Annotated in this window: 22 protein-coding genes; 15 read left to right on the forward strand and 7 right to left on the reverse strand. The window is 73.6% G+C overall.

What is annotated here, in order from left to right; all coding sequences use genetic code 11:
- The first annotated feature begins 77 nt into the window (after positions 1–77).
- Both ACFYMU_RS03225 and ACFYMU_RS03230 read left to right on the forward strand, forming a co-directional pair.
- Positions 78–257, forward strand: a complete 180-nt coding sequence (locus ACFYMU_RS03225; protein WP_388367140.1) for a hypothetical protein — start codon at positions 78–80, stop codon at positions 255–257.
- Between the two features lie 65 nt (positions 258–322).
- Positions 323–1,009 (forward strand): hypothetical protein, encoded by a 687-nt coding sequence (locus ACFYMU_RS03230; protein WP_388367142.1) that lies wholly within the window; start codon positions 323–325, stop codon positions 1,007–1,009.
- Here the strand turns inward: ACFYMU_RS03230 and ACFYMU_RS03235 are convergent.
- From ACFYMU_RS03235 to ACFYMU_RS03245, 3 genes are all read right to left on the reverse strand, one after another.
- The gene (locus ACFYMU_RS03235) at positions 937–4,116 is read right to left on the reverse strand and encodes a BTAD domain-containing putative transcriptional regulator (protein ID WP_388367144.1); all 3,180 of its coding nucleotides are present in this window, start codon (positions 4,114–4,116) and stop codon (positions 937–939) included. The two genes, ACFYMU_RS03230 and ACFYMU_RS03235, sit on opposite strands and share 73 nt — an antisense overlap.
- A gap of 314 nt (positions 4,117–4,430) precedes the next feature.
- On the reverse strand, positions 4,431–7,553 hold the full coding sequence (locus ACFYMU_RS03240) for a BTAD domain-containing putative transcriptional regulator (RefSeq protein WP_388367146.1): 3,123 nt from the start codon (positions 7,551–7,553) through the stop codon (positions 4,431–4,433).
- Between the two features lie 158 nt (positions 7,554–7,711).
- Positions 7,712–8,242 carry a hypothetical protein gene (locus tag ACFYMU_RS03245; RefSeq protein WP_388367148.1) on the reverse strand — a complete coding sequence of 177 codons (531 nt, stop codon included), beginning with the start codon at positions 8,240–8,242 and terminating at the stop codon, positions 7,712–7,714.
- Positions 8,243–8,527: 285 nt separating this feature from the next.
- Between ACFYMU_RS03245 and ACFYMU_RS03250 the strand changes: the two genes are divergently transcribed.
- The 5 genes from ACFYMU_RS03250 (at position 8,528) to ACFYMU_RS03270 (ending at position 12,735) form a co-directional block, all read left to right on the forward strand.
- A complete protein-coding gene (locus ACFYMU_RS03250) occupies positions 8,528–9,280 on the forward strand; it encodes a hypothetical protein (RefSeq protein ID WP_388367150.1) in 753 nt (250 codons plus the stop codon).
- A 181-nt stretch (positions 9,281–9,461) separates the two neighbouring features.
- Positions 9,462–10,106, forward strand: a complete 645-nt coding sequence (locus tag ACFYMU_RS03255; protein ID WP_388367152.1) for an RNA polymerase sigma factor — start codon at positions 9,462–9,464, stop codon at positions 10,104–10,106.
- On the forward strand, positions 10,103–10,723 hold the full coding sequence (locus ACFYMU_RS03260; RefSeq protein ID WP_388367154.1) for a hypothetical protein: 621 nt from the start codon (positions 10,103–10,105) through the stop codon (positions 10,721–10,723). Before ACFYMU_RS03255 ends, ACFYMU_RS03260 begins: the two co-directional genes overlap by 4 nt.
- A gap of 144 nt (positions 10,724–10,867) precedes the next feature.
- Positions 10,868–12,085 carry an acyltransferase family protein gene (locus tag ACFYMU_RS03265; protein WP_388367979.1) on the forward strand — a complete coding sequence of 406 codons (1,218 nt, stop codon included), beginning with the start codon at positions 10,868–10,870 and terminating at the stop codon, positions 12,083–12,085.
- The gene (locus ACFYMU_RS03270; RefSeq protein WP_388367156.1) at positions 12,082–12,735 is read left to right on the forward strand and encodes a DUF4328 domain-containing protein; all 654 of its coding nucleotides are present in this window, start codon (positions 12,082–12,084) and stop codon (positions 12,733–12,735) included. Before ACFYMU_RS03265 ends, ACFYMU_RS03270 begins: the two co-directional genes overlap by 4 nt.
- 87 nt (positions 12,736–12,822) lie before the next feature.
- On the opposite strand, the gene ACFYMU_RS03275 is transcribed toward ACFYMU_RS03270, so the two are convergent.
- Complete coding sequence (locus tag ACFYMU_RS03275) at positions 12,823–14,319, reverse strand: IucA/IucC family protein (RefSeq protein WP_388367158.1); 1,497 nt, start codon at positions 14,317–14,319, stop codon at positions 12,823–12,825.
- A 94-nt stretch (positions 14,320–14,413) separates the two neighbouring features.
- Here ACFYMU_RS03275 and ACFYMU_RS03280 point away from each other — a divergent pair, with 94 nt between their 5' ends.
- The 3 genes from ACFYMU_RS03280 to ACFYMU_RS03290 are packed head-to-tail and all read left to right on the forward strand — an operon-like array spanning position 14,414 to position 18,040.
- Positions 14,414–15,931, forward strand: a complete 1,518-nt coding sequence (locus tag ACFYMU_RS03280) for an IucA/IucC family protein (protein WP_388367160.1) — start codon at positions 14,414–14,416, stop codon at positions 15,929–15,931.
- A gap of 43 nt (positions 15,932–15,974) precedes the next feature.
- On the forward strand, positions 15,975–17,240 hold the full coding sequence (locus tag ACFYMU_RS03285; protein WP_388367162.1) for a VWA domain-containing protein: 1,266 nt from the start codon (positions 15,975–15,977) through the stop codon (positions 17,238–17,240).
- The gene (locus ACFYMU_RS03290; RefSeq protein ID WP_388367164.1) at positions 17,240–18,040 is read left to right on the forward strand and encodes a hypothetical protein; all 801 of its coding nucleotides are present in this window, start codon (positions 17,240–17,242) and stop codon (positions 18,038–18,040) included. The genes ACFYMU_RS03285 and ACFYMU_RS03290 overlap by 1 nt, the downstream gene beginning before the upstream one ends.
- 179 nt (positions 18,041–18,219) lie before the next feature.
- Here ACFYMU_RS03290 and ACFYMU_RS03295 read toward each other — a convergent pair whose 3' ends face one another.
- Positions 18,220–18,846, reverse strand: coding sequence for a winged helix-turn-helix transcriptional regulator (locus ACFYMU_RS03295; protein ID WP_388367166.1), 627 nt, complete (start codon positions 18,844–18,846; stop codon positions 18,220–18,222).
- Between the two features lie 87 nt (positions 18,847–18,933).
- Between ACFYMU_RS03295 and ACFYMU_RS03300 the strand changes: the two genes are divergently transcribed.
- Positions 18,934–20,142, forward strand: coding sequence for a pyridoxal phosphate-dependent aminotransferase (locus ACFYMU_RS03300; protein ID WP_388367168.1), 1,209 nt, complete (start codon positions 18,934–18,936; stop codon positions 20,140–20,142).
- Positions 20,143–20,358: 216 nt separating this feature from the next.
- Here ACFYMU_RS03300 and ACFYMU_RS03305 read toward each other — a convergent pair whose 3' ends face one another.
- Positions 20,359–21,057: a TetR/AcrR family transcriptional regulator gene (locus ACFYMU_RS03305; RefSeq protein ID WP_388367170.1), complete on the reverse strand. Its 699-nt coding sequence runs from the start codon at positions 21,055–21,057 to the stop codon at positions 20,359–20,361.
- 101 nt (positions 21,058–21,158) lie between these two features.
- Between ACFYMU_RS03305 and ACFYMU_RS03310 the strand changes: the two genes are divergently transcribed.
- Positions 21,159–21,716, forward strand: a complete 558-nt coding sequence (locus ACFYMU_RS03310) for a hypothetical protein (RefSeq protein WP_388367172.1) — start codon at positions 21,159–21,161, stop codon at positions 21,714–21,716.
- Positions 21,717–21,719: 3 nt separating this feature from the next.
- On the forward strand, positions 21,720–22,598 hold the full coding sequence (locus ACFYMU_RS03315; RefSeq protein WP_388367174.1) for an aldo/keto reductase: 879 nt from the start codon (positions 21,720–21,722) through the stop codon (positions 22,596–22,598).
- A 59-nt stretch (positions 22,599–22,657) separates the two neighbouring features.
- Here ACFYMU_RS03315 and ACFYMU_RS03320 read toward each other — a convergent pair whose 3' ends face one another.
- Positions 22,658–23,113, reverse strand: coding sequence for an ATP-binding protein (locus tag ACFYMU_RS03320; protein WP_388367176.1), 456 nt, complete (start codon positions 23,111–23,113; stop codon positions 22,658–22,660).
- 163 nt (positions 23,114–23,276) lie between these two features.
- On the opposite strand from ACFYMU_RS03320, the gene ACFYMU_RS03325 reads away from it, so the two are divergent.
- Positions 23,277–24,107 (forward strand): Scr1 family TA system antitoxin-like transcriptional regulator, encoded by an 831-nt coding sequence (locus tag ACFYMU_RS03325; protein WP_388367982.1) that lies wholly within the window; start codon positions 23,277–23,279, stop codon positions 24,105–24,107.
- Positions 24,098–24,304, forward strand: a complete 207-nt coding sequence (locus ACFYMU_RS03330) for a DUF397 domain-containing protein (RefSeq protein ID WP_388367178.1) — start codon at positions 24,098–24,100, stop codon at positions 24,302–24,304. Before ACFYMU_RS03325 ends, ACFYMU_RS03330 begins: the two co-directional genes overlap by 10 nt.
- Positions 24,305–24,323 lie beyond the last annotated feature (19 nt).

Raw genomic sequence — 24,323 nt, forward strand, 5'->3', positions numbered from 1 at the left:
TGTCGCATACGGTCCGGTCCCATTGGGTACGGCACGGAGGTTTCCGGCCCTGTGGGCCGGGGCAAGGAGGTTCTGGCATGGCGCAGGAACGAGCGGGAAGCGCGGCCGCCGCGTGGAGCGTACTGGTTCTCATCGGGCTCATCGGCAATGCCATAGGGCTCATCGGCGGAGTGCCCGTCATCACCCTGGCGGCCGCCCCGCTCACGATCATCGGGTTGATCGGGCTGACGGCAACGCGTCGCAGACAGCAGTCCTGACGGAGCCGAAGGCGACCGGGGCGGCCGGGCGGTGCGGCCGGGCGGTGCGGAACGAGGAGAACTCCATGGCGACGCGGCAGACGGACGACGGCCCCCTCCCCGACGTGCCGGAGCACACCGGGGAGCCGGTGGACGCGGTACCGATGCGCGCGGACGTACCGGTGGACGTGGAGGAGACCTGGGTCTTCGTCAAACCGGACGTCAGGATCGTCATGGGCCGGCTGCTGGCATTCTCGCCCGTCATCGCCATCGCGGCCGTGAGGGTCGGTGCCAAGACGGCCGACGGCCCCGGTCGGACGATCGGCGTCCTGGGAGTGATCCTTCCGTTCCTCTGGGTGGCCCTGCTGTGCACCCTGCGCTGGGCCAACGCCGGCATCCTCCTGGCAGACGGGGTCCTGACCGTGCGCAACCGGTGGGGATTCAAGGTGCTGAACGTCCCCGTCTCCGCGCTCACCGGGCTGTACGAGGTCGGCCTGGTCACGAGGGAGAATCCGTTCAACACTCAGGTCGTCGTCACGACGAGCGTCGGCCGACCCTTCATGGTCAATTTCCGGGTCTGGGACGAGGAGGGGCTGCAGGAGCTGTGGCGCCGGCTGCCTCTTCCGCGCCGGTACGCGGGTCCGCTGGAAGGGCCGGCCCTGCGCGAGCGGTTCCCCGGAGCCGACTGGCCGTGGCACCACTACCACCGCGGGCTGAGCGGCACGCTCCTCACCGCCGTCCTCTTCTGCGTGTGGTTCGCCCTGCTGGTGTGAACCTGCCGTTCCCGGCACCCGCTCGACGGGAGACCGCCGACCCGGCACGTCGCGAGCAGGTCCTGCAGCCGGTCGGTGAGTTCCGGCAGTGACAGCCCGCCGCCCTCCTCCGCGCGACGCGCGCGGGCGTCGGGAGACAGAGCGTCGCGTACCGCGGCGGCCTCCTCGGGCCCGTCCAGAGGGTCCGTCGACTCCGGGAGGAAACCGGCGCGGCGGCCGATGGCCCGCACCGCCCCCAGCACCACCGCGCCCTGGTCGGCCCGGCCCGTCAGGGCGAGCGCGCGGGCGGCGGTGTGGCACAGCAGCAGGCGGGCGGTGACGTCGTGGTGGCGGTCGGGCGCCGCCAGGACACCGGCGGCGATGTCCAGCGCGCCGTGCCCGTCGCCCTGGTCGCACGCGATCCTCATGGCCGCCGACGCCGCGCAGTCGGCCGCCCAGTCGTGGCCGCAGGAGCCCGCGACGGCGGCGGCCTCGGACAGGACGGTGGCCGCGGTCGGCAGGTCTCCGACGGTCCTGGCCACGATCCCCCGCACCGTCAACGCCTCGGCCACCAGCCAGTCCTGCCCGGTGGCGCGGGCCGACGCGACGGCGCGGCGGGCGAGCGCGGCGGCGTCGACGGGCCGCCCGGCGAGCACGCCGTAGTGGGCCCGGTGGATATCGGACCACGCCAGCAGCACCTGGTCGCCGGCCCGGCGGGCCTCCCGCCGGGCCAGCGACGCGGCCGCGTACGCCTGCTCCGGCCGTCCCGCCAGATGGTTCAGTCCGCTGACGGCGAGCCGGGCCCGGCACCGCACGGCGGGGTCGGCGTCCGGGGCGGCCGCGAAGGCGCCGGTCATCCAGGACAGGCCCTGCGCGACCTGGCCCGTGCGGTACCAGAACCGGTACAGGGCGCCGCCCAGCCGCAGCGCGTACGCGCCGTCCCCGGCCACCGACGCGGAGGCGAAGGCGGCCCGGAACTCCGGCTGGTCCCGCGACAGCCGGGCCAGCGCCTCGGCCGCCCGGGGACCGTGCAGCAGCCGTTCGCAGCGCTCCGCCCGCGCCAGTGCCCACGCCCGGTGACGCCCCCTGGCGCCTGCCAGCTCACCCGGGTCGACCGTCCGCAGCGCGTACTGGCGCAGGGTCTCCAGCATCCGGTAGCGGCGCGGTGCCGTGCCCGGCTCGACGGCCACCAGCGACTTGCGGACCAGCGCCGACAGCGAGGGCAGGACCGGGTCCAAGCCACCGACGGCAGCCGCCGCGTCGAGGTCGAAGCCCGCGGCGAAGACCCCCAGCCGGTGGAACAGCCGCCGCTCCGGGGACTCGAGCAGCCGGTGGCTCCAGGCGACGGCGCCCTCGATCGTGCGGTGCCGCTCGGGTCCGCTGACCGGACCGCCCGCCAGGACCTCGAAGCGGTCCCATCGGTCCGGACCGTGGCGAATGTCCCGGATGTCCCGACAGTCCCGGCAGTCCCGGCTGTCCCGGCTGTCCCGGCCATCGTGACCGTGAGGGCCCTCCCGGCCGTCAAGTCCGTCAGGGCCCTCCTGGCAGTCCAGGAGCGCCTGGCCGTCCAGGCAGTCCAGGCGCTCCTGGTGGTCAAGGCGGTCGTGGTGGTCCCGCACAGCGTCGGCGATCTGGCCGACGGACAGCATCCGGCACTGGGCGGCCGCGAGTTCGATGGCGAGCGGGATCCCGTCGAGGGCGGCGCACACCCCGGTGATCCGGTCCAGGTCCCCCGCGCCGGGCGACCAGCCGGGCAGCGTGGTGGCGGCCCGTCTCAGGAACAGTTCCCTGCCGTCGCCTGCCGGGTCCAGCGGCGGGACCTCGTAGACCGCCTCGCCGTCGGCGTCCAGCGTCTCCCGGCTGGTGGCCAGCACCCGCACCCCGCCGCAGCGGGCCAGCAGCGCGCTGACGAGAGCGGCGGCCGGCCCGCGCAGATGCTCGCAGTTGTCGAGCACCAGCAGCAGTTCGGAGCCCGCGAGCGCGGCCGTCAGCTGCTCGACGGACGAGACGCCGGGGATGCCCATGGCGGCGGCGACGGTGGCGGGCAGCAACTCGGGGGTGGTGAGCGGGGCCAGCTCCACCAGCCACGGCCCGTCGTGGTCGGTGCGGCGCCGCGCCGTCTCCAGGGCCAGACGGGTCTTGCCCACTCCCCCCGGCCCGGCGAGGGTCACCAGGCGGTACTCCTCCAACAGGCCCTCGACGGTGGCGATGTCGGCGGTGCGTCCGACGAGACCGGACAGCGCGAACGGCAGGTTGCCGCCCGGCTCCGCCGTCTGCCGGGGCCGCGCGGCACGCTCCGGCGGCACCGGAGCGGTCCGCCGTGCATCGCACCCCGCCGATGCCGTGGTGGCGGGCCGGTCGAGTCGGCGGTCCTGGGCGAGGACCGCCGACTCCAGGTCGCGCAGCGACGGACCGGGGTCGATGCCCAGTTCGTCGGCGAGCCGCTGCCGCACGGTGCGCAGCGCGGCCAGGGCGTCGGCCTGCCGCCCGGACCGGTACAGCGCCAGCGCGAGCAGTTCCCAGCCGCGCTCGCGCAGCGGCTGCTCCACGACCGACGCCCGTAGTTCGCCGACGACTGCGGCGTGGCGGCCCAACCCGATGGCGGCGGCCAGCCGGTCCTCGCGCGCGGTGGCCCGCAGATCCTCCAGGCGTGCGGTTTCCGACACCGCGAAGCGGGCGTCGGCCAGGTCCGCGTAGGCCGGGCCGCGCCACAGGTCCAGGGCCCGGCCGAGCAGTTCGTCGGCCAGCTCCGGGTCGCCCGCGTCCAGCGCCCTGCGCCCCCGGACGGCCAACTCGGTGAAGCACTCGGCGTCCACCGCGGCGGGAGCGGCCCGCAACGCGTAACCGGGCCCCTCACGGACCAGGAGGCGGGAGGGAGTACGTGCGGCCCGTTCCGGCTCCAGCGCCCGGCGCAGTTCGCAGACGTAGGCGTGCAGCGTGGTCGCGGAGGGCGTCGCTCCCTGCCACACGTCCGCCATGATCCGCTCGGCGGGCACCATGCGCCCCCTCGCGACCAGCAGCGCGGCCAGCACGGCCCGCTGCCGGATCCCCCCGAGGCGGATCTCGCGCCCACCTCGCACGGCCCGCGTGGGACCGAGCACCGAGAACCGCACACCGTCCACGTCCATCGACGTCCCCCCGAGCCGAAATGCCCGCCGAGCGTAGGGCACCCCGCGGGTGGAACCCAGGCGGCGCGCGGCACGACCGCGTCGCGTCGCGGGCCTCGCGAACGGGAGGCGGGAGACGGTCGGCCGGAAACGTCGGCGGGCGAGGGCTGCAGGCGACGAACCAGACCCCGGCGCACGGGCCACCGGCCACCCACCGGCCCCGGGAAACGGACCCCCGGCCACCCACCGGGCCCCGGGAAACGGACCACCGGCCACCCACCGGCTCCGGGACGAAGGCCGTAGGTTCGGGGCAGCCGGGTGGGTGGACGAGGCGGTCAGCCGGCGAATCCGGCCGGGGACACCGGCCGGGCCGGTCGGCCTTCGGCGATCAGGGCCGCCAGCAGCGCGCTCGCGTCCTGCCGCGACAGCGCACGCCCACGGGCCGCGTGACGCTCGTACTCCCGAGCGGGCAGGGCCGAACGCACGGCGACGGCCTCCCGGGGCCCGTCCAGCGGGTCCATCGCCTCCGGGGAGACACCGGCCTGCCCGCCGATGGCCTCCACCGCGCCCATCAGCAGCGCGGCCTGCTCGGCGCGGCCGGTGAGGACCAGGGCGCGGGCGGCACTGTGGACGGTCACCAGCCAGAAGGACACATCGCCGTAGCGGTCCATGCCGGCCAGGATGTTCCCGGCGATCTCCAGGGCCCCGGCCCCGTCCCCACGGTCCGAAGCGATCTTCATGGCGCACCAGGCGGCCCCGTCGGCGGCCCAGTCGTGGCCGCTGGCCCGGGCGGCCGCGATCGCCTCGCGCAGCGCGGCGTCGGCCCCCGGTGGGTCCCCCAGGACACGGTTCAGCATGCCTTGGGCCATCAGGGTCTCCGCCACCAGCCAGGTCCGGTCGGTGCGGCGGGCCAGTTCGACGCCCGTGCGGGCCAGGGCGGCGGCGTCGACCGGCTCGGCGGCGAGCCCGCCGAAGTAGGCCCCGTACGCACGGGCGCTCGCCTCGGTCACCAGGTCGCCGGCCTCGTGCGCCTCCCCGGCGGCGGTCAGGGCCGTCCGGGAGGCCAGGGCCGGCTGCCCGGCCAGGTAGCTCAGCGCCGCCAGGGCGAACCGGGCGCGTGCCCGGGTGCCGGCGTCGGCGTCCGGTGCGGCGGCGAACGCCTTGCCCAGCCAGGCCAGGCCCTCGGCGACGTGTCCCCGGCGGAACCAGAACCAGAACAGCGCGCCGCCCAGCCGCAGCGCGTAGCCGGCGTCGCCGGCCGCCAGGGCGGAGGCGAAGGCCGCCCGGAACTCCGCCTGGTCCCGGCTGAGCCCGTCCAGCAGTCCCGCGCCCCTGGGACCGCGCAGCCACGGCTCGTCCCGCTCGGCCCTGGCCAGTGCCCAGGCGCGGTGACGCTGCTCGGCGCGCGCCAGTTCGTCGGGGGCGAGCGCGGCCCGGGCGTAGTGGCGCAGCGAGTCGAGCATGCGGTAGCGGCGTGGTTCGCTGTCGGGCTCGACGGTCACCAGCGACTTGCGAACCAGGGCCGACAGCGGCGAGAGCACCGGGGCGACACCGGCGACCGCGGCGGCGGCCTCCAGGTCGAAACCGGCGACCAGGACGCCGAGCCGGTGGAAGAGCCGGCGCTCCTCCGGCCGCAGCAGGTGATCGCTCCAGGCGATGGTGTCCTGCAGGGCGCGGTGGCGGGCGGGGCGCCCGGCCGTGCCCTGGGCGAGGAGCGTGAAACGGTCCTGGAGGGCGTCGGCGATCTGGTCGACGGACAGGGTCCGGAACTGGGCCGCGGCCAGCTCGATGGCCAGCGGTAACCCGTCGAGTCCCGCGCACAGGGCGGTGATCCGGGCGTGGTCCTGCGGTCCGGGTGCCCAGCCGGGCTGGGCGGCCGCCGCGCGGCGGCGGAAGAGTTCGGCGGCGTCGGTGGCGGCGGGCAGCGGCGGCACCTGGTGGACGGCCTCGCCCTCGACCGCCAGCGGTTCCCGGCTGGTGGCCAGGATGCGCAGGCCGCCGCAGCGGGTCAGCAGCGTGTGGACGAGTTCGGCGACCCCGGGAAGCAGATGCTCGCAGTTGTCGAGGACCAGCAGGGTGGCGCGGCGGCTGAGCATGGCGGCCAGTTGTCCGGGGGAGGCCGCGGACGGCAGGTTCAGGGCGCCGGCGGTGGTGGCGGCGAGGAGTTCGGGCGCGTGCAGCCCTGCGAGTTCCACCAGCCACGGTCCGTCGCTGTCGGTGCGGGCGCGGGCGGCCTCCAGTGCCAGACGGGTCTTGCCGACGCCGCCCGGGCCGGTGAGGGTGACCAGCCGGTGCTCGGCCAGCAGGCCGTCCACGGCGATGAGATCGTCACCCCGGCCGACGAAACTGGACGTGGCGAACGGCAGATTGCCGTTCGCGGGATCTGCGACCCGGATGGTGGTCCGCACCCGTGGGACGGTGACCGCCGCGGCGCCAGCGGCCGCACCCCCGGTCGCGGACGCGCCGACGGACGCGGACGCGGGCGCGGGCAGAACGGCACCGGCGGCGGACGCCGACACGGTGGCGGACACGGACGTGGCCGTGGACAGAACGGCACCGGCGTCAGCCACACCCGCACCGGCACCCGCACCCGCACCGGCACCGGCGTCAGCCACACGCACACCCGCACCGGCGGCGGACCCTGACGAGGTGTGTGGCCGTGGCCGTGGGCCCGGCGCGGGGGTCAGTCCCGGGTCCTGCGCGAGGATGGCCGCCTCCATCTCGCGCGGCCCCGCTCCGGGCTCGACGCCCAGTTCGTCGACGAGCCGCTCCCGCAGGGCGCGCAGCGCGGCCAGGGCGTCGGCCTGCCGCCCGGACCGGTACAGCGCCAGCGCGAGCAGTTCCCAGCCCCGTTCCCGCAGTGGCTCCTCGGCGACCAGTGCCTCCAGCTCGGCCACGGCCGCGCCGTGCTGCCCCGACTCGACGACGGCGGCCAGCCGGTCCTCGCGCGCGGCGGCCCGCAGCTCCTCCAGCCGGACGGCTTCCGGCGCGGCGAATCCGGTATCGGCGAAGTCCGCGTAGGCCGGGCCGCGCCACAGCGCCAGCGCCTGCCCCAGCAGCTCCTGCGCGTGGTCGGGCCGGCCCGCCTCCAGGGCCCGCCGGCCGCGCGCCGCCAGCTCGGAGAACCGCTCGGCGTCGACCGCGGCGGGGCCCACGCGGAGCGCGTACCCCGGGCCTTCGCGCACCAGCAGCCGGGCCGGTGTGCGTGCTGCCCGCTCCGGCTCCAGCGCCCTGCGCAGCTCCGACACGTACGCGTGGAGGGTGGTGGGCGAGGGAGTCCTGGCGCCCTCCCACACCTGGGAGACGATCCGCTCGGCGGTCACCACCGTGCCCCGGGCGATCAGCAGCACGGCCAGCACGGACCGCGGGCGTGGCCCGCCCAGCGCCGCCTCCCGCCCGTGCACCTCGGCGCGCAGCGGCCCGAGCACCCCCAGCCGTACGCTCCCTGCACCATCCACGGCACCCCCCAGCCCATCGGCTGGGAGAGTATCCCCGATCGGCCGCGGGACCGAGGGGGTGCGCCGCAAGTCGGGCACCCCGCGCGGGTACTCCGGGCTCGTGGTGCCGGCCCGTCACCGGGACCCGCCCTCCGCCGGGCGGGGGCGGGTCCTGTGGATCAACGGGTCCAGCAGCCGGGGGTCCAGCTGACCGCGGCCGGGCCCCAGTAGGCGCCGCTGCCGCTGTAGACGGTGTTCGTGCTGCCGTCCGCGTAGTGGTCGACGACCTGGACCTGGTAGCTCTTGGTCGTGTAGGTGACCTGCGGCGTGCGGTTGGGACCGCTCGGGAGCCAGTACGGGCAGTAGGCGACCATGTCCCGCGCGGCGGTCTCCCCGCCGGCGGTGGTACGGATCTTGGACTCGACGGCCTGACGCGTGGCGTCGTCGATGTCGCCCAGCTGGACGTCGGCCTTGCTGCTGATGTAGGTGCAGACCTCGTAGTTGCCCCGGTCGTCCCCGACGGCCACCCCCCAGACCTCGAAGCTGGAGCAACCGCCCGCCGCCTTGCCGGTGGTCGCCGTGCTCAACTCGACGGTGCGGCTGACCGGTTCGTCGGCGTGGGCCTGCGCGGTCCCGAAGGCCAGGGCGGCGGTCACGGACGCGGCCGAGACGAGGCCGAGCCGGCGGACGCGTGTCGTGGTCACAGACATCGTTGATTTCCCCCATGTTCCGGACGGGCCGGGCGGTCGCCCGGCGCACTCCCAGGCTGCGCGACCGCCCTTGGCATCGGCTTGGACACCGCTTCCGGCGCCGCGGACGGCGGTGCTCACCTCGGTGTCCGCCCGGAGCGCGGCCGGCGTCACGGCGGGAACCCCCGGCGGCGGCCCGGGCGTTCCAAGCGGCTTCGAAGCGGCCGCCAAGTACGGCCGGTGACACTCCTGGAGACCGTCCGGAGAACCGGGCGGCGCCTCTTCGTACACATGGGGGAATCGGTAATGAAAGCTCATCGCGAGCTGGCCAGACGGACTCTGGGCTGTCTCGCCGCCGCACTCACCAGCATCGCCCTGCTGGTGCTGCCGACGGCGACGACGGCGCACGCGGCCTCACCCTGCACCAGCGACAATCCGCCGGACTGGTGCTTCGAGGAGCCGGGCGACTGGATGTACGACCCGACGGGGACGCTGAGTTCAGCGGTCCGCTCACCGGGCGGGGTCACGGTGTCGGGCCACGCGGTGGACCCCGACGGCGGCCCGGTGACGGTCGGCATCACCGTGGGCGGCGCGCTGGTGGGCTCGCTGACCGCCGACCAGAGCGGCGCCTTCTCCGGCTTCGTGAGCGTGCCCACCGCCACCGGCACCGTGTGCGCCGTCGCGACCAACATCGGAATGGGCGTGGACGCCGGAATCGGCTGCTCGTCGCTGACGGTCGGCCATGACCCGATCGGCGGCCTCGACGTCTACACGGGGAACGGCACGTCGGTCATCCTCAAGGGCTGGACCCTCGACCCGGACACGACAGACCCCATCCAGGTGACGGTCAACTACGCCGGCACGGACTACGGGCCGTTCACCGCGAACGTCTCACGGCCCGACGTGGCGACCGCGCACCCGGGTTACGGCGCCTACCACGGCTACGAGATCACGTTCACGCCGCCCGTGCTGTACGGCTGCAACTTCGCGTTCCAGGTCAAGTCGCTGAACGTCGGCGGCGGGACGGACTCCTACCCGGGCGGGTACTTCTGCTCCTAGTGCCCCCTCTCCTCATGTCAGGCCCCGTCGCGACCAGTCGCGGCGGGGCCTGACCCGTTCCTGTCGGCGGCCCTCTGTAACGCTTTTCTCGTCCCGGCCCAAGAACAAGTGAAGTGCCCTTGAAGAACTCCGGTGAACCTCCGAGGACGACCGGGGAGCCCCCGACGAGAAGGAGTCGCCTGTGCATGGCGGACGGTTGCGGAACGGGCCCGCCGCGGCACTGCGTGACCCGCTGCTCTTCGAAGAGTTCTACCGGCGTCACGTGGACGCGGTGATGCGCTTCGTGGCCCGGCGTGTCGACGATCCGCACACAGCGGCCGACCTGACGGCCGAGATCTTCCTCGCCGTCCTCGACTCGGCCCACTCCTATCGGCCGGGTCTCGGCAGCGAGACGGCCTGGCTCTACGGCATCGCGCGCAACGCCGTGTCGTCGGAGCGCCGCCGGGCCGCCCGGGAGACGGCGCGCGCGCTGCGCCTCTCCGGACGGCGGCTGCTGGAGGCCGACGACATCGCCCGTATCGAGGACAGGCTCGACGCGGAGAGCCCGGGGCGGCGCGCGCTGGCCGCGCTCGCGCGGCTCCCCGAGGGGGAGCGGGCGGTCATGGAGCTGATCGCCGTGGACCAGCTCACGGTCACGGAGGCGGCGGCCGCGCTGGGCATACGCCAGGTCACGGCCCGTGTCCGGTTGCACCGGGCGCGCAGGACGCTTCGCGAGGAGACGGACGTCGAGGCCCCGAAGACCGACCTCACGGCGGTGCAGGGACGGCGTACGGGAGCGGGGGCGGCGGACCCGTCGCTGTTGCGGGTCACCAGGGGAGAGGCATGAGCATGAGGACGACGTTCGAGGACCGGCTCCTGGACGAGCTGAAGAGGGAGATCCGGCTGCGCGGGACCGGGGCGGACGGGACCGGGCCGGCCGAGGCCGAGAGGGGCGGACACACGACGGACGCCTCCGTCGGCCGTCCGTTCGCCCGGTCGGCCCCTCGACGGATCGCGGTCGTCGCGGTGGCCTGCGCCGCGGCCTGGCTCGCCGCCGTGGTCGTGCCCGGTTCGTCGGCCGAGTCGAGCGCGTACGCGGTGGAGCCGGTCGGAGACGGCAGCGTCAGGCTCACCGTCAGGGAGCAGAGCATCGATGTCGCCGCCCAGCGCGAACTCGCGAGGAAAGTGAGTTCGTGGGGCATCGAGGTGACCGTCGACGTGCTCGCTCCCGGCTACGTCTGCGAGCGCAGCAAAGTCACCCCGCTCGCGGCGATCGACGCACACGGCAACCGGGTGCCCCTCATCCCCCTGAAGGCCGGCTGGGACGTCACCCTGCGCCGGGGCAACGTACTGGCCTTCGAGAACACCAGGGGCGACTCCCGGCCGCGCGCGGTGGAGTTCTACGCGAACAAGAGCCAGGCCGAGCCCTGCGTCCCGATGAAGGTCACCCTGCCGGGGCACTAGCGGCGGAACCCGCACGAACGCGTCGTCGACCCGGAAGGCGGGGCCCGGGTCCCCCACTCCCCTATGGAGTCACTTTCCGTGCCTAAAACGTCACTTGACGTCACCGCATCGGCGGGTCCGTCGCGGTCGGGCTGGCTGGACGCGTTGCGCGGCATCGCCGCGCTCGTCGTGGTGTTCGACCACTCGTCGTCCACCTTCCTGGCCGGGTTCCGCCGGGAGCTGATGCCGGAGTTCAACACCAGCCGTTACGGCATCATGGTGTTCTTCCTGGTGAGCGGCTACGTCATCCCCGCGTCGCTGGAACGGCGGGGCTGCGTCCGGACGTTCTGGATCGGACGGATCTTCCGCATCTACCCGCTGTGGGCGGCCGTCGTCGCCGCGGCCCTCGCTCTCCACCTGTGGGGCGTCGTGGAGATGCGCGACGTCGCGGGCCACGGCGCCGTCGCGGCGGCCGCCGCCCATGTCCTCCTGCTCCAGGAGCTGCTGGGAACGCCCAATCTCCTGCTCGTTCTCTGGACGCTCTCGTACGAGATGGCCTTCTACCTGCTGGTCGTCGCTCTCTTCACCGTCCGTCTCCACCAGCGGTCCGCGGCCGTGGCCGTCACCCTGGCCGTGCTCGCCGCCATGAGCGTGACGGCCGGGGTCGTGCTGCCGGCATCCGCCCTCTCCGGCGCGGTCGGCAACGGCCCGCTCGTCGCGTTCGCGTCGATCACCGTGGTGGTCGCCATCGGCTGCGCGAGTGCCGCGTCGCCCGTACTCCGGTTGTTCGGCGGTGTGTTGGGGGGAGTGCCGGCCCTGGTTCTGGTCGCCTTCAACGGCACGGTCCCCCTGTGGGAGGGCCTGGTGATTCTCGCCGTGATGTTCCTCGGCACCGCCGTCCACCGCGCGGAGAACGGCCGGAGCAGCTGGTGGTGCGCGGCCCGTGCGGGCGTCGTCGTGGTCGTCTGCGCCGTGGGCAGTGCGTACGGGGACGGCGACGGTTCCCACTTCACGCGGCGCGGGTGGATCACGGCGTTCCTCCTGGCCGTCCTCACCTTCGGCGCCGGACTGGCCTCGCGCCGCCGACGGATCCCGCGCACGCTGAGGGGACTCGGAACGGTCAGCTACTCGGTCTACCTGATACATCCGGTGCTGCTGGCGGTGATCGACCACACGAGCCGCAGAAGGTGGCAGGACCATGTCGTGCTCGAGGCGGCATTCTTCGCCGTGCTGCTGCCGCTCAGTGTGCTGACCCACCGTTCCGTCGAAGCGCCGTGCCAGGCGTGGGGCCGGAAACTGGCCCACCGCGTGCGGCCGTCCGTCCCAGCGCCCGGAAGCCGGGCTTCGGCGACGCCTCCCCCGCAGGAGAGGATGCGCTCGTGAACGATCGCACAGCACCGCAGACCTTACGCCCGATCTCGGGAGCCGCACGCTGCGCCGTCGCCTCCCTCGTCCTCGCCGGCGCCGCCTGGACGGCCCGGGCGGTATGGCAGATCCGGCTCGCCGTGGTGGGGCAGCCGTCGTCCGGGCCCCCCGACCAGGGCGACGGCCGGCACCGCCCGCTGACGACGCTGGAGAACGCCTACCACGTCGTCAGTTCCCTGGGGGATGCGGCCACCGCGCTGTGCGCGATCGCCTTCCTGGCGTGGCTGTGGCGTGCCCGGGACAACGCGCGCGTGCTCTCCGGACGGCCCCCGCGCCACGCCTGGCCATGGCTCTACGCCGGTTGGATCGTCCCGGTCGCCAACCTGTGGATACCGCGCGGGATCGTCGCGGACATCCACCGCGCCGGCGCTCCCGAGGAGCGCCTGCCGCACGCGGTGAACTGGTGGTGGGGCCTGTGGCTGGTCGGCGCCCTGAGCGGAACGGGCCTGATGTACACGGGTACCACGGACGCCGTCATCGCCCGCGTCTACACGGAGGCGCCTCTGCTGCTGACGGCCGACGCGGCCGTCGTCGGTGCGGCCGTGGCCGGCGTCCTCGTCGTCCGGACCCTCACCGCGGCGCAGCAGAGACGCGGGTCCGAGACCTGACGGCTGTCCCGGCGCACAGCCGGGCCACGCGTCGGAGCGGGGCCTCGCCGGTGGCTCTGCGGGACGATGCGCCGCGGCGGTGCGCACTCACCGGCGGGCCAGCGGATTGGGCAGCGGCAGATAGCGCGCGTCGGCGCCGTCCGCGCCCGTCCAGCGCAGCAGGAGGTTCGTCTTGCCGGGCAGGGTGGGCGAGGCGAGCAGGGCGGGGATCTCGGGGACGGGATGGCGGGCCAGTTCCGCGCGGGCGGCCGGCCAGGGGTTCCAGCCGGGGTGACGTTCCGACAGCAGCGCGGCCACCTCGGTGAGGTTGTTGACGACGAGGCAGTACACGAGCCGCTCCCAACCCGCCGGGCGGGACACGTCCGTCAGCAGCTTCACTCCCTCCGCGTCCCGGAACAGCGCCTGGACCGGCAGGCCGGCGGCGTCCACCGCGACCAGCGTGTTCTGCAGATGGGCCTCCAGCACCACGCCGTGCCGCTCGAACGCCTCCAGCACCGGCGGGACGACCTGGCGCAGATACGCCGTCCACCAGGGGCCCGGGTCGGCGGGCGTGTCGAGGGGGCTGCCCTCGAAGCCCTCCACGAGGGCGGCGGCCAGCAGCGGGGTGGCGCCCGGCAGGAGATGCCCGCGCACCCCGTCGCGGACCAGGACGGCCAGTTCCTCGAAGGCGAAGCCGGCCGTGCGGTAGCCGCGGTCGCTGAGCCAGGCCGCCGGTCCCGGCAGCGCCGCGAGCGCGGACGCGGCGGCCGCGTCCGTGCGGCGCAGCGCCAGCAGGTCGTGGCGCCACAGCCGGCGGATGTCGTTGGTGATCCGCACGTCCAGGCTGAACTTGACGAACAGGTCGTCGTCGGGGGCGTACACCGTGCGGATCGCCGCCGTGGGCCGGACGGGCCGCGGGGTGTGGCCGAGCCGCACCAGGCGCCCGTCCTGGAACGCCTCGCGGATGTGGGGGCGGGAGCCGACCAGGTCGAGCTGCCAGGGGTGCGCGGGCAGCAGCCGGTAGCCGGGCGGCGCCGTGCCGAGCGCGTCCAGCGCCGCCGTGTCGCCCTCGTCCAGGACGGCGTCCGCGCGTACCCCCAGCAGGGTCAGCGGGAAGCGGGCGTACGCCTCGGGTGCGTAGGGCAGCCAGCTCGTGACGGGGCCGCCGCCGCGCGCCTTGGGCGCGGGATGGCGGGGGTGCCCGGTGACGAGGGACTGCTCCGAGCGCAGATACGGGTCGTCGGGAGCCGTCGCACGGGCCCGGGCGGCCAGAATCGCGGCCACCGCGTCCCGGCTGTCGATCATTTCGCCGGGCAGTTCCGGGTTGGACACTCCGGTCGCGCGGCGCAGTTCCTCGGCGGTGAGCTTGACCAGTTCGGCGTGGCTGAGCCGGTGCCAGGCCCCGCCCGCGTACAGCTCGGGGTCGCGGGGGCGGCGCGCGCCGCGCACGCGCAGCAGCCGGCCGCCGGCCCGCAGGCGGTGCACGCCGGGCTCGCCGGTCGGCTCCGCGACCTCCCGGAGCAGGCAGTTGAGCAGCGGTGCCGCCGCGCAGGCGTCGGCGCGCTCGGAGACGCCGTCCCGGGGCATGGGCTCCATGGGCTCCATGGGATCCATTCGTTCCGTACGGTGCACTGGCGATCAGTATGTCCACTGTGGTTCCCCACCGCGCCGGCGCCACCCCGTCCCGAGGAGCCCGACCGTGCACCTTTCCCCTTCCGCCGAGGCGACCGTCGCCGACGAGCTCGCCGTGGTGCGGCCCGATCTGGCCGGGGCGTACGAGGCCGCGCTGCCCGCCGCCCGGTCCGCCGTCCTGTCGCGTCTGTGGCGGGGGTTGGCCCATGAGCCGCTGCCGTGGGTCGCGGGCCGGGAGCCGACGAGCGGCGGGCTCGTCGTCCGCCTGGCCGACGGGCGCCGGCTGCACGGTCCACCCCCGGACCCGTACGCGACCGCCGCATACGTCACCGAGGTGCTGCTCGACGGCCGGGCCCATCGCCGTCCGGCCGCGCTGATGGCGGCTCTCGGCGTCCCGCACGGTGACGCGTTCGCCGCGGAACTCGACCACAGCACGGCCTCGTTGGCGCTGTCCCGGGCCGGCCGGCCCGGGGCCGCGCGGGAGCCGGTGGCGAGCTGGGAGTGGGAGCAGCGGGTGGTGGACGGGCACCCGTACCACCCCAACTGCCGCTCGCGGCCCGGCTTCTCGGTCGCCGAGCAGCTCGCGTACGGGCCCGAGCACCGGCCGCTGGTGCGCCTGGGCCTGGTCGCCGTGGACGACTGCCTGGTGCGGGGCGAGTGGCCGGCGTGGCTGCGGGACGGGGGGCGCCCGCTGATTCCGGTCCACCCCTGGCAGAGGGCGCACGTGCTCACCGTGCCGGCCCAGGACGGCCCGCCCGCCCACCCGTTGATGTCCCTGCGGACGCTGGCCCTGGCCGCCGGCGGTCCGCATGTGAAGACCGCGGTCAGCGCCCGGCTGACGTCCTCCGTGCGGGACATCTCGGTCGGCTCGGTGGAGACGTCGGCCGAGCTGTCCGGCTTCCTGACGTCGGTCGCCGCGCGCACCGGCGGTCTGCTGCACGTCACCCGCACCCTGGGGGCCGTCAGTGCCCGCTCCCCCGATCTCGCCGCGGTGCTGCGGGAGCCACCCGACGCGTACGCGGCCGCGGCGGCCGGCGAGCGGGTGGTTCCGGTGGCCGCCCTGCCGCTCACCGGTCTGCCCGCGTCCGCCGCCCGGCTCGGCTCCCTCGCACGTCTCGCCCTCATCACCGGGCTGCGGCTGCTGGATCTGGGCGTGGCGCTGGAGGCGCACGGCCAGAACCTCCTGGTGGTGCTGTCGTCGTCGGGTGAGCCCCTGCGGCTGGTCTACCGCGACCTCGCGGACATCCGGGTGAGCCCGGCCCGGCTGGCCCGGCACGGCATCAAGGCCCCGGATGTGGCGGGCCGGATGGTCACGGACGACGAGACGGTTCTGCGCCGCAAGCTGTTCGGCTCGCTGGTGGCGGGTGCGCTGGCCTCGGCGGCGGGTTCGGGACCGGCGCTGCGGGCGGCCCTGGAGACGGCCGTACGGGATCTGCCCCGCACACCGGATGTCGTGGCGCTGCGTCAAGAGGCGTTGCCCGCAAAGGCGTTGTCGCTGATGCGGCTCTCCCCACGGCGGCCCGGCGACCTGTGGGCACGGCTGCCCAACCCGCTCGTTCCCGCGCTCTCCCCCGGCGAGCCATGAGATCGTTTTGAAGCACTCCCCCTCTGGTCAATAAGATCCGCCGATGATCACAAGAAAACGGCTGGCGGCGGGCGTCTGCGCCCTGCTCGCCGCCCTGGCGGCGGGGATCGCGGTCCCGGCCGGCGCCGTCGCCGACGAGACGACAGCCCAGGACGCGCCCAAGGTGGACCTCGTCCTCGACGTCAGCGGTTCGATGCGGGCGCGGGACATCGACGGCGACTCGCGGATGGCCGCGGCGAAGCAGGCGTTCAACGAGGTGCTGGACGCGACGCCGGAGGAGGTGCAGCTCGGCATCCGGACGCTGGGCGCCAACTACCCCGGCAACGACCGCAGGACGGGCTGCAAGGACACCGCGCAGCTCTACCCGGTGGGCCCGCTGAACCGGACGGAGGCCAAGACGGCCGTGGCAACGCTGCGGCCCACGGGCTGGACGCCGATCGGCCCCGCCCTGCTGAAGGCGGCGGACGACCTCGACGGCGGCAAGGGGTTGCGCCGCATCGTCCTCATCAGCGACGGCGAGGACACCTGCGCCCCGCTGGACCCCTGCGAGGTGGCCCGGGAGATAGCCGCCAAGGGGATCGGGCTGACCATCGACACGCTCGGCCTCGTGCCCAACGCCAAGCTGAACAGGCAGCTGAGCTGCATCGCCGAGGCGACCGGCGGGACGTACACGTCGGTGCAGCACAAGGAGCAGCTCTCCGACAAGGTCAACCAGTTGGTGGACCGGACGGCGGACAAGACGGTCACGCCGGTGGCCGTGGACGGCACCGACCGGTGCGCGACGGCACCCGTGGTGAAGTCGGGTCTGTACACGGACCGCGAGGAGTTCGGTCAGCACCGCTTCTACCGCGTGGACGTGCGGCCGGGCCAGGAGTTGCGCGCCTCGGTGAGCGTCTCCGACGACCGGCAGGTGGCCCTGGACTACGGGGTGACGCTGCGGGCGATCACCGTCCACGGGCGTGAGATCGTGCGCGGCGAGGCGACCGGCTCGGGCCGCACGGACGTCCTGTCGACGGGCCTGCGCTATCCCAGGGCGGAGAGCGACGACGAGAACGCGCCCGCGGAGACGGTGTGCCTCCAGGTCGCCAACTCCTTCTCCCCGGCGGCCGGTGTGAAGACCACGCCGGGGCTGCCGCTGGAGCTGACGGTCGACGTCGTCGACGGTCCCGACCGGGCGAGCGACGTGGCGTCCTTCGGCCTCGGCCGCGGCTGGTGGCTGCTCGGCGCCCTCGTGGTGGCCGGCTTCCTCGCGGGTCTGGTGTGGGGCTGGGTGTCGCGCTGGCGGGTGGCTGTCTGGAGGACCAACTGATGCGTATCACACGAGTACTGCTCGCGGCCGCCGCGCTGCTGGCCGCGGCCGTGTCCCCGGCCGCCGCCGACGCCTCGCCCTCCGCGAGCCCGTCCGGTGACCCGGCCGCGCCCACCTCGGCGGGCACGTCGTTCCGCACGGCGGTGGAGATCCAGCAGGGCCGGCAGGCCACGGCGAGCGCCTCGACGGGTGACTACCTGTACTGGCAGTTCCCCGCGGACACCGGACAGCGGCCCACCGTGAAGGCGACCGTGAAGCTGCCCGAGTCGTCCCGGAGCGGGACGCAGACGTGGCAGCTCGACGTGTACGACGGGCTGCGGCGCCGCCAGGCGTGCCAGTACGGGGCCCAGACGCGGACCGCCGCCCAGGACGCCGCCGCCGTGGACCTGTCCTGCACCCTGCGCACGGTCCGGGCCTGGTCGGAGCCGTGGGCCGACGATCCGCTGCCGGGCACCTACTACATCCGGCTGACCGCCGTGGGCCTGGGCGCGGCCGACCTCGGAACGCCGGTGGACGCCGAGGTGCGGGTGGACTCCAAGGACATCGGCGGCGCGGCCGCGGTGGACGGTTCGCTGGGGCGGCCGCTGGTGCCGGGGATCGCCCTGTCGCAGGAGTCCTCCGACTCGGACGCGGCCACGCTGTCCTCGTTCACGTCCGGCGACGGCTGGGCCTCCGGCTGGTGGTCCGACCGGTGGGTGTGGACCGCGATCGGCGGCGTCCTCGCGGCGCTGGCCGGCATCGGCGGGTACGCGCTGACCCGCGGCTCGGGCCGGCCGTCACGGGTGCCGCCGGGCGCCTGACCCCGAAAGGTGGCAGGACAGGGCCCGCCGCGCCCCCTCCAGCGCGGCGGGCCCTTCCTCTCCCCCCTCGGGCCGCCGGTTGACGCATGGACAGCACGTGGGATCAGGCGCATAGGTTCGCGGGGTTCGGCGGGCCGCCGCAATCATTTCGAACCTGATGGAAACGTCGCGCGTGGCGGTCAGTCCCCGCGCAGCACCTTGGCCAGCGTGCCGTCCCCCGTGACCGCGACACGTCCGTCCCGTACGGCCTGGGGGAACGTCAAGGCGCCCCGGCCCAGGGCGGTGCAGGTCTCCGCGTCGAGGGTCAGCCGGGCGTCGGGCTCCTCGGGCGCGGGTCCGTCGCCGTACACCGGGCCGTCCTCGGCGCCGAGCCACAGGTGGAACGCCCCCTCGTCGAGCCGGACGTCGACCAGTCCCTCCCCCTCCAGCGAGCGCAGCAGCGGCAGCGCGAACCAGTGCGCGCGCACGGCGTCCGTCGGCCGGCGCTCCGTCAGCGCGGGCGCGCCCCATGCGTCGAGCGCCTGCAGCACGGGCAGCAATTCCCGTCCCCGCCCGGTGAGTTCGTACACGTACGCGACCCCTGGGGGCGGCAGCCGGCGTCGCGTGGTCAGCCCGTCGCGCTCCATGTCCTTCAGCCGGGAGGCCAGGACGTCCGTGCTCACACCCGGCAGGTCCGCGTGCAGGTCGGTGTAGCGGCGCGGACCGGCGAGGAGCTCGCGGACGATCAGGAGGGTCCAGCGGTCCCCGACGGCGTCGAGGGCCCGGGCCGCGGAGCAGTACTGGTCGTAGCTTCGGCGAGGTGACATGCGACGCAGTCTAGACATGTCGTTGGACTTTCCAAGCCGTCACTTGGTAAAACCAAGCAACAGCGGATAGCGGAGGGGAAGCGGCGCATGGAGTTCCGGCAGTCGAGCAAGCTCAGCGAGGTCTGTTACGAGATCCGCGGCCCGGTGATCGAGCACGCCAACGCGTTGGAGGAGGCCGGCCACAGTGTGCTGCGCCTGAACACCGGCAATCCCGCCCTCTTCGGCTTCGAGGCGCCGGAGGAGATCCTCCAGGACATGATCCGGATGCTGCCGCGGGCGCACGGGTACACCGACTCGCGCGGCATCCTCTCCGCCCGCCGCGCCGTGGCCCAGCGCTACCAGGCCCGGGGCCTGGAGGTCGGCGTCGACGACGTCTTCCTCGGCAACGGCGTCTCGGAGCTGGTGTCGATGGCCGTCCAGGCGCTCGTGGAGGACGGCGACGAGATCCTCATCCCCGCGCCGGACTTCCCCCTCTGGACGGCGGTGACGACCCTCGCGGGCGGCAAGGCGGTCCACTACCTGTGCGACGAGCAGGCCGACTGGTACCCGGACCTGGACGACATGGCGTCGAAGATCACGGACCGCACCAGGGCCGTCGTGATCATCAATCCCAACAACCCCACGGGCGCCGTCTACCCGAAGGAGATCATCGAGGGCATCCTGGACCTCGCCCGCCGGCACGGCCTGATGGTCTTCGCGGACGAGATCTACGACCAGATCCTGTACGACGGCGCCGTGCACCACTCGGTCGCCGCCCTGGCCCCCGACCTGGTGGTCCTCACCTTCTGCGGCTTGTCGAAGACGTACCGGGTGGCGGGCTTCCGCTCCGGCTGGCTGGTGGTGACGGGCCCCAGGCAGCACGCGCGCGACTACCTGGAGGGCCTCACCATGCTGGCCTCCATGCGGCTGTGCGCCAACGCCCCCGCGCAGTACGCCATCCAGGCCGCGCTCGGCGGCCGCCAGTCCATCGACGAGCTGACCGCACCGGGCGGCCGGCTGCACGAGCAGCGCGACCGCGCCTGGCAGAAGCTCAACGAGATCCCCGGGGTGACGTGCGTGAAGCCGAAGGGCGCGCTGTACGCGTTCCCCCGCCTCGACCCGGCCGTGCACAAGATCCACGACGACGAGAAGTTCGTCCTGGACCTGCTGCTGCGCGAGAAGATCCAGGTGGTCCAGGGCACGGGCTTCAACTGGCCCGCCCGCGACCACTTCCGCATCCTCACCCTGCCGCACGCGGACGTCCTGGAGACGGCGATCGGCCGGATCGGACGCTTCCTGAGCGGGTACCGCCAGTAACGGCGCCACGGCTCCGGGCCGCGTTCCCAGGACGTCCGGGAGTGAGCCGGTCTCACAGGTCCGGGCGGATCCTCCTGCCGATGCGGGCGAGTCGGACGGGCCGTTTCCCCGGGATCGGACGGACGTGGATGCGGCCCGGCCCCGGGGCGGCGGCAAGCGTTGACCGCACCTCGGCCCGTTCGGCACGCACCGCGGCCGGTCGCGCCCCGACCACGGTCACGCGCCGGGCGGCGAGCACTCGACGCCGGAGACCGTCGTGGCCACCGAGGACGGCCGGCCCGGTGCGGAGGCCGCGCGCTCGTCGAGCCCACGGGCCGCGTGGATCCGCAGCAGTCCTTCGATGCCGCGCAGCAGAGTCTCGCCGGCCAGGACGGGATCGCCGAGGTAGCCGGCGCTCATCGCGCCGTCACGGAGCATGACGAAGTGCCGCCCGGCGTGCTCGGCCTGCGCGGCCGTGATGCCGGCGAACAGTCCGGTGATCGTCTGCAGGAACCACTCGCGGTGTTGCACGACGGCACGGTGGACCGGGTGGTCGGGATCAGGGAATTCCGCTGCCGCGTTGAGGAAGGCGCATCCGCGGTAGCCGGGCGAGCGGATCTGCTCGACCAGGGACGCACCGATGCCCCGCAGGATGTCGTCGGCCGGCATGTCCGCTGCCGTCAGGGACCCGATCTGGGTGCGGATCGCCTGGTCGACGCTTCCGATGTAGGCGACGGCAAGGTCTTCTTTGCTGCGGAAGTGGCGGTAGAAGGTGGCGTTGGTGACCTTCGACTCGGCGACCAGGCGGTCGACGCCCACCGTGTGGATGCCCTCCGCGTAGAAGAGCTGCCCGGCGGTCTTCAGGAGCCGCTCCCGGGCCGCGGAGACTCTCCTGCCGGCGCCTGCGCCGGCTTCCGTCTGCGTCATATCACCCATTGTAGCAGGTAGAACGATCTCTCTTGTTTTTGGGGAAGGACTGTGCCAGGCTGCAAACAAGAAAGAGCGTTCTCTCTACATCGCACTCACTGGAGAATTCCATGGCATCCGCCACCTCCGCCGAGGCCGTCGGCGCCACGCCTGCCCTGCGTCGGCTGTACACCATCCGCTTCGTCTTCGCCGCCGCATGGGCGGCACTCCTGCTGGTGTCCGGCTCGGAGCTCACCGTCGGGACCCGGCTGCTGCTGTTCCTCTATCCGGCCTTCGACGTGGTCGCGGCCGTCGTCGACGCCAGGTCGGCGCGTGCCGACGGACCGGTCAAGGGCCTGTACACCAACATCGCCGTCAGCTCGCTGGCCGCCGTCGGCATCGCCGTCGCCGGCACCTCGGGCATCGCCGACGTGCTGCGCGTCTGGGGCACGTGGGCGGTCGTCTCCGGCCTCGTCCAGCTCCTCGTGGGCGTCGCGCGCCGGCCGATGGGCGGCCAGTGGGCCATGATCCTCAGCGGCGGCATCTCGGTGCTGGCCGGCGCGACCTTCATCCGAAGCGCCACGCAGAACGACCCCTCGCTGACCACCCTCGCCGGCTACGCCACGCTCGGCGGGATCTTCTTCCTCGTCTCGGCGATCCGCCTGTCCCGCTCGACCGGCAGGGGCTGACCGATGGCGACCGAAAATCGCGGCGACCGGACACAGTCCGCGAGCCGGGACGTGCCCGACAGGGTCCGGCTCGGCGACGGGACGGTGCGGCGGATGGGCTTCGGCGCCATGAGGCTGGCCGGGCCGGGGATCTGGGGGCCGCCGTCGGACCAGGACCACTCGATCCGGCTCGCCCGGCGGGCGGTGGAGCTCGGCGCCGATCACATCGACACGGCCGATGCCTACGGCTTCGGCGTCGTCGAGGACATCCTGCGCAAGGCTTTGCACCCATACCCCGACCACCTGCTCATCGCCACGAAGGTGGGCCAGGTGCAACCGCGGCCCGGCGCATGGGTGCCGGTCGGCCGTCCCGCTTTCCTGCGCCACCAGTGCGAGATGAGCCTGCGCCGGCTGGGCGTGGAGCGCATCGACCTCCTCTACCTGCACCGCGTCGACCCGGACGTGCCCTTCGCCGATCAGATCGGCACGCTGAAGGAGCTGCGGGACGAGGGCAAGATCGCGCACGTCGGCCTCTCCGAGGTCGCGGTGGAGCAGATCGAGGTCGCTCGGGCGATCGTCGAGGTCGCCGCCGTGCAGAACATCTACAACCTGACCACGCGCATCTGGGACGACGTCCTGGCCTACTGCACCCGTGAGCGCATCCCCTTCGTCGCCTGGTTCCCCGTCATGAACGGCGCACTCGCCCGGCCCGACGGCGCCGCCACCCAGGTCGCGGCCGAGACGGGATCCACCCCGGCCCAGGTCGCACTGGCCTGGCTGCTCGCCCTTTCCGACATCCTCTGCCCGATCCCCGGCACGTCCTCGCTCTCGCACCTCGAAGAGAACATCGCGGCGGCGTCAGTACGCCTGACCGATGAGCAGATCGCGAGGCTGACTTCTTAGGAAGCCAACTCCGAACGTGCGACCCGATGTCTGGTCGGCGGAACGGGAAGCGCGGTCCGTCACGCGAGAGCGACCTCGCACCACACCGTCTTCGTGTACGGGTCTCCGCACGCCGTCCCCCAGTGCGTGGCCAGGGCCTCGACCAGCAGCAGGCCACGGCCGTACTCGGCGTCGGGCGAGGGCGGCCGCAGCGTGCCGGGGCCGGGTGGGCGGCACCCGGGGCGCGGGTCCGTCACTTCGATGCGGAGCGTGGCGTCCTCCGGGTGGAGGGTGAGGCGGAGACGGAAGTCACGGCCCTTCACCCGGCCGTGCAGCACCGCGTTCGCGGCGAGTTCGCCGACGAGCAGCCCGACGGTGCGGTTCACCCCGGAGTCGTAGGGCCAGCCCCACTCCTCGAGTTGCCCGCACGCCAGCCGGCGGGCGAGGCGCGCGCCTCTGCGAGTGGCCGAGAGGCGCATGGTGAAGGGGCGGGCGGAGGCGGAGGTTTCTCCCGGGGGTGACGTCTCGACGTTCATGTCACTCAGCGTGGTCCCGGATCCCTACGCTGCACACCATCACCGGCGGTACGCAGCGTCACTGTCCGACCCGCGTCCGGGCGTGTCCGGGCGGCGACGCGTTACGCGGCGGGCTGCGGGGAGTTGGGTTCGGGCAGCACGTGGGAGGTGTCGGGGCGTGGACATGACCGGGCAGGGCGAGGACGAGGAGTCGGCGGCCGTACTGCGGACCGTCGGCAAGGTCATCAAGATGTGCCGGGAGCGGGCGGCACTCACCCAGGCCGAGTTGGGTGCGGCGATCGGATACAGCGAGGAGCAGGTGTCCTCGGTGGAGCGGGGGCGGCGGGCGCCGAGGGCCGCCTTCCTGGAGGCGGCGGATCGGGTGCTCCAGGCGGGCGGCCTGATCACCGGGCTGAAGCGGGAGGTCGAAGAGTCCCGGTATCCGAAGAAGGTGCGGGACGTAGCGAAGCTGGAGGCGGATGCCGTTGAGATGGGGGCGTACGAGATGTCCGTCATCGACGGGCTGCTACAGACCCCGGAGTACGCGCGAGCGCTGTTCGGCGTACGACGTCCGCCGTTGCCGGAGGACGAGCTGGAACAGCAGATCGCCGCACGGCTGGCCCGGCAGGAGATCATCGATGGTTCGAGAGCAATGCCCGTCTTCGGCTTCGTCCTGGACGAGGCGACGCTGCGTCGGCCCGTCGGGGGCAAAATGGTGATGCGCCGGCAGCTCGAACACCTGTTGGAGGCAGGTGGCTTGCGGAACGTCGATATCCAGGTGCTGCCACTGGACCGCGAAGACCATGCTGGTCTCGCCGGTTCGTTCCGACTACTGCGGCTCAAGGAAGGCATCACGGTGGGACTCAATGAAGTCCAACTCATCAGCCATGTGATCTCCGATCCCAGGCAGGTCCAGATCCTTGAGATGCGCTATGGGATCATCCGGGCCCAGGCTCTCACCCCCAGGGAGTCGCTGGCCTTCATCGAGAAAGTGCTGGGAGAGACATGTCCATAAAGCGCTCGGCCGGGATCGACTCCGAGCTGGAGTGGTTCAAGAGCAGCTACAGCACCAACGACGGCCCCTCATGCGTCGAGGTCGCCGACGCCTCGGGCACCGTTCGCGTCCGGGACTCGAAGAACAGGCAGGGCCCCCGACTCGCCTTTGGCCCCACGGAGTGGGCCGCCTTCGTCTCGTACGCCGCCGACCACTGATCCACGAGCACCCGAAGGA

The organism is Streptomyces sp. NPDC007264, assembly GCF_042869095.1.
GTDB lineage: Bacteria > Actinomycetota > Actinomycetes > Streptomycetales > Streptomycetaceae > Streptomyces.

Coding starts and splice junctions, on each gene's coding strand:
- ACFYMU_RS03295 (WP_388367166.1), bottom strand. CDS start 18,846: ATGTCACCTCGCCGAAGCTACGACCAGTACTGCTCCGCGGCCCGGGCC.
- ACFYMU_RS03330 (WP_388367178.1), top strand. CDS start 24,098: ATGTCCATAAAGCGCTCGGCCGGGATCGACTCCGAGCTGGAGTGGTTC.
- ACFYMU_RS03245 (WP_388367148.1), bottom strand. CDS start 8,242: ATGTCTGTGACCACGACACGCGTCCGCCGGCTCGGCCTCGTCTCGGCC.
- ACFYMU_RS03260 (WP_388367154.1), top strand. CDS start 10,103: ATGAGCATGAGGACGACGTTCGAGGACCGGCTCCTGGACGAGCTGAAG.
- ACFYMU_RS03285 (WP_388367162.1), top strand. CDS start 15,975: ATGATCACAAGAAAACGGCTGGCGGCGGGCGTCTGCGCCCTGCTCGCC.
- ACFYMU_RS03300 (WP_388367168.1), top strand. CDS start 18,934: ATGGAGTTCCGGCAGTCGAGCAAGCTCAGCGAGGTCTGTTACGAGATC.
- ACFYMU_RS03320 (WP_388367176.1), bottom strand. CDS start 23,113: ATGAACGTCGAGACGTCACCCCCGGGAGAAACCTCCGCCTCCGCCCGC.
- ACFYMU_RS03290 (WP_388367164.1), top strand. CDS start 17,240: ATGCGTATCACACGAGTACTGCTCGCGGCCGCCGCGCTGCTGGCCGCG.
- ACFYMU_RS03230 (WP_388367142.1), top strand. CDS start 323: ATGGCGACGCGGCAGACGGACGACGGCCCCCTCCCCGACGTGCCGGAG.
- ACFYMU_RS03275 (WP_388367158.1), bottom strand. CDS start 14,319: ATGGAGCCCATGGAGCCCATGCCCCGGGACGGCGTCTCCGAGCGCGCC.
- ACFYMU_RS03310 (WP_388367172.1), top strand. CDS start 21,159: ATGGCATCCGCCACCTCCGCCGAGGCCGTCGGCGCCACGCCTGCCCTG.
- ACFYMU_RS03305 (WP_388367170.1), bottom strand. CDS start 21,057: ATGGGTGATATGACGCAGACGGAAGCCGGCGCAGGCGCCGGCAGGAGA.
- ACFYMU_RS03315 (WP_388367174.1), top strand. CDS start 21,720: ATGGCGACCGAAAATCGCGGCGACCGGACACAGTCCGCGAGCCGGGAC.
- ACFYMU_RS03225 (WP_388367140.1), top strand. CDS start 78: ATGGCGCAGGAACGAGCGGGAAGCGCGGCCGCCGCGTGGAGCGTACTG.
- ACFYMU_RS03325 (WP_388367982.1), top strand. CDS start 23,277: ATGACCGGGCAGGGCGAGGACGAGGAGTCGGCGGCCGTACTGCGGACC.
- ACFYMU_RS03235 (WP_388367144.1), bottom strand. CDS start 4,116: ATGGACGTGGACGGTGTGCGGTTCTCGGTGCTCGGTCCCACGCGGGCC.
- ACFYMU_RS03250 (WP_388367150.1), top strand. CDS start 8,528: ATGAAAGCTCATCGCGAGCTGGCCAGACGGACTCTGGGCTGTCTCGCC.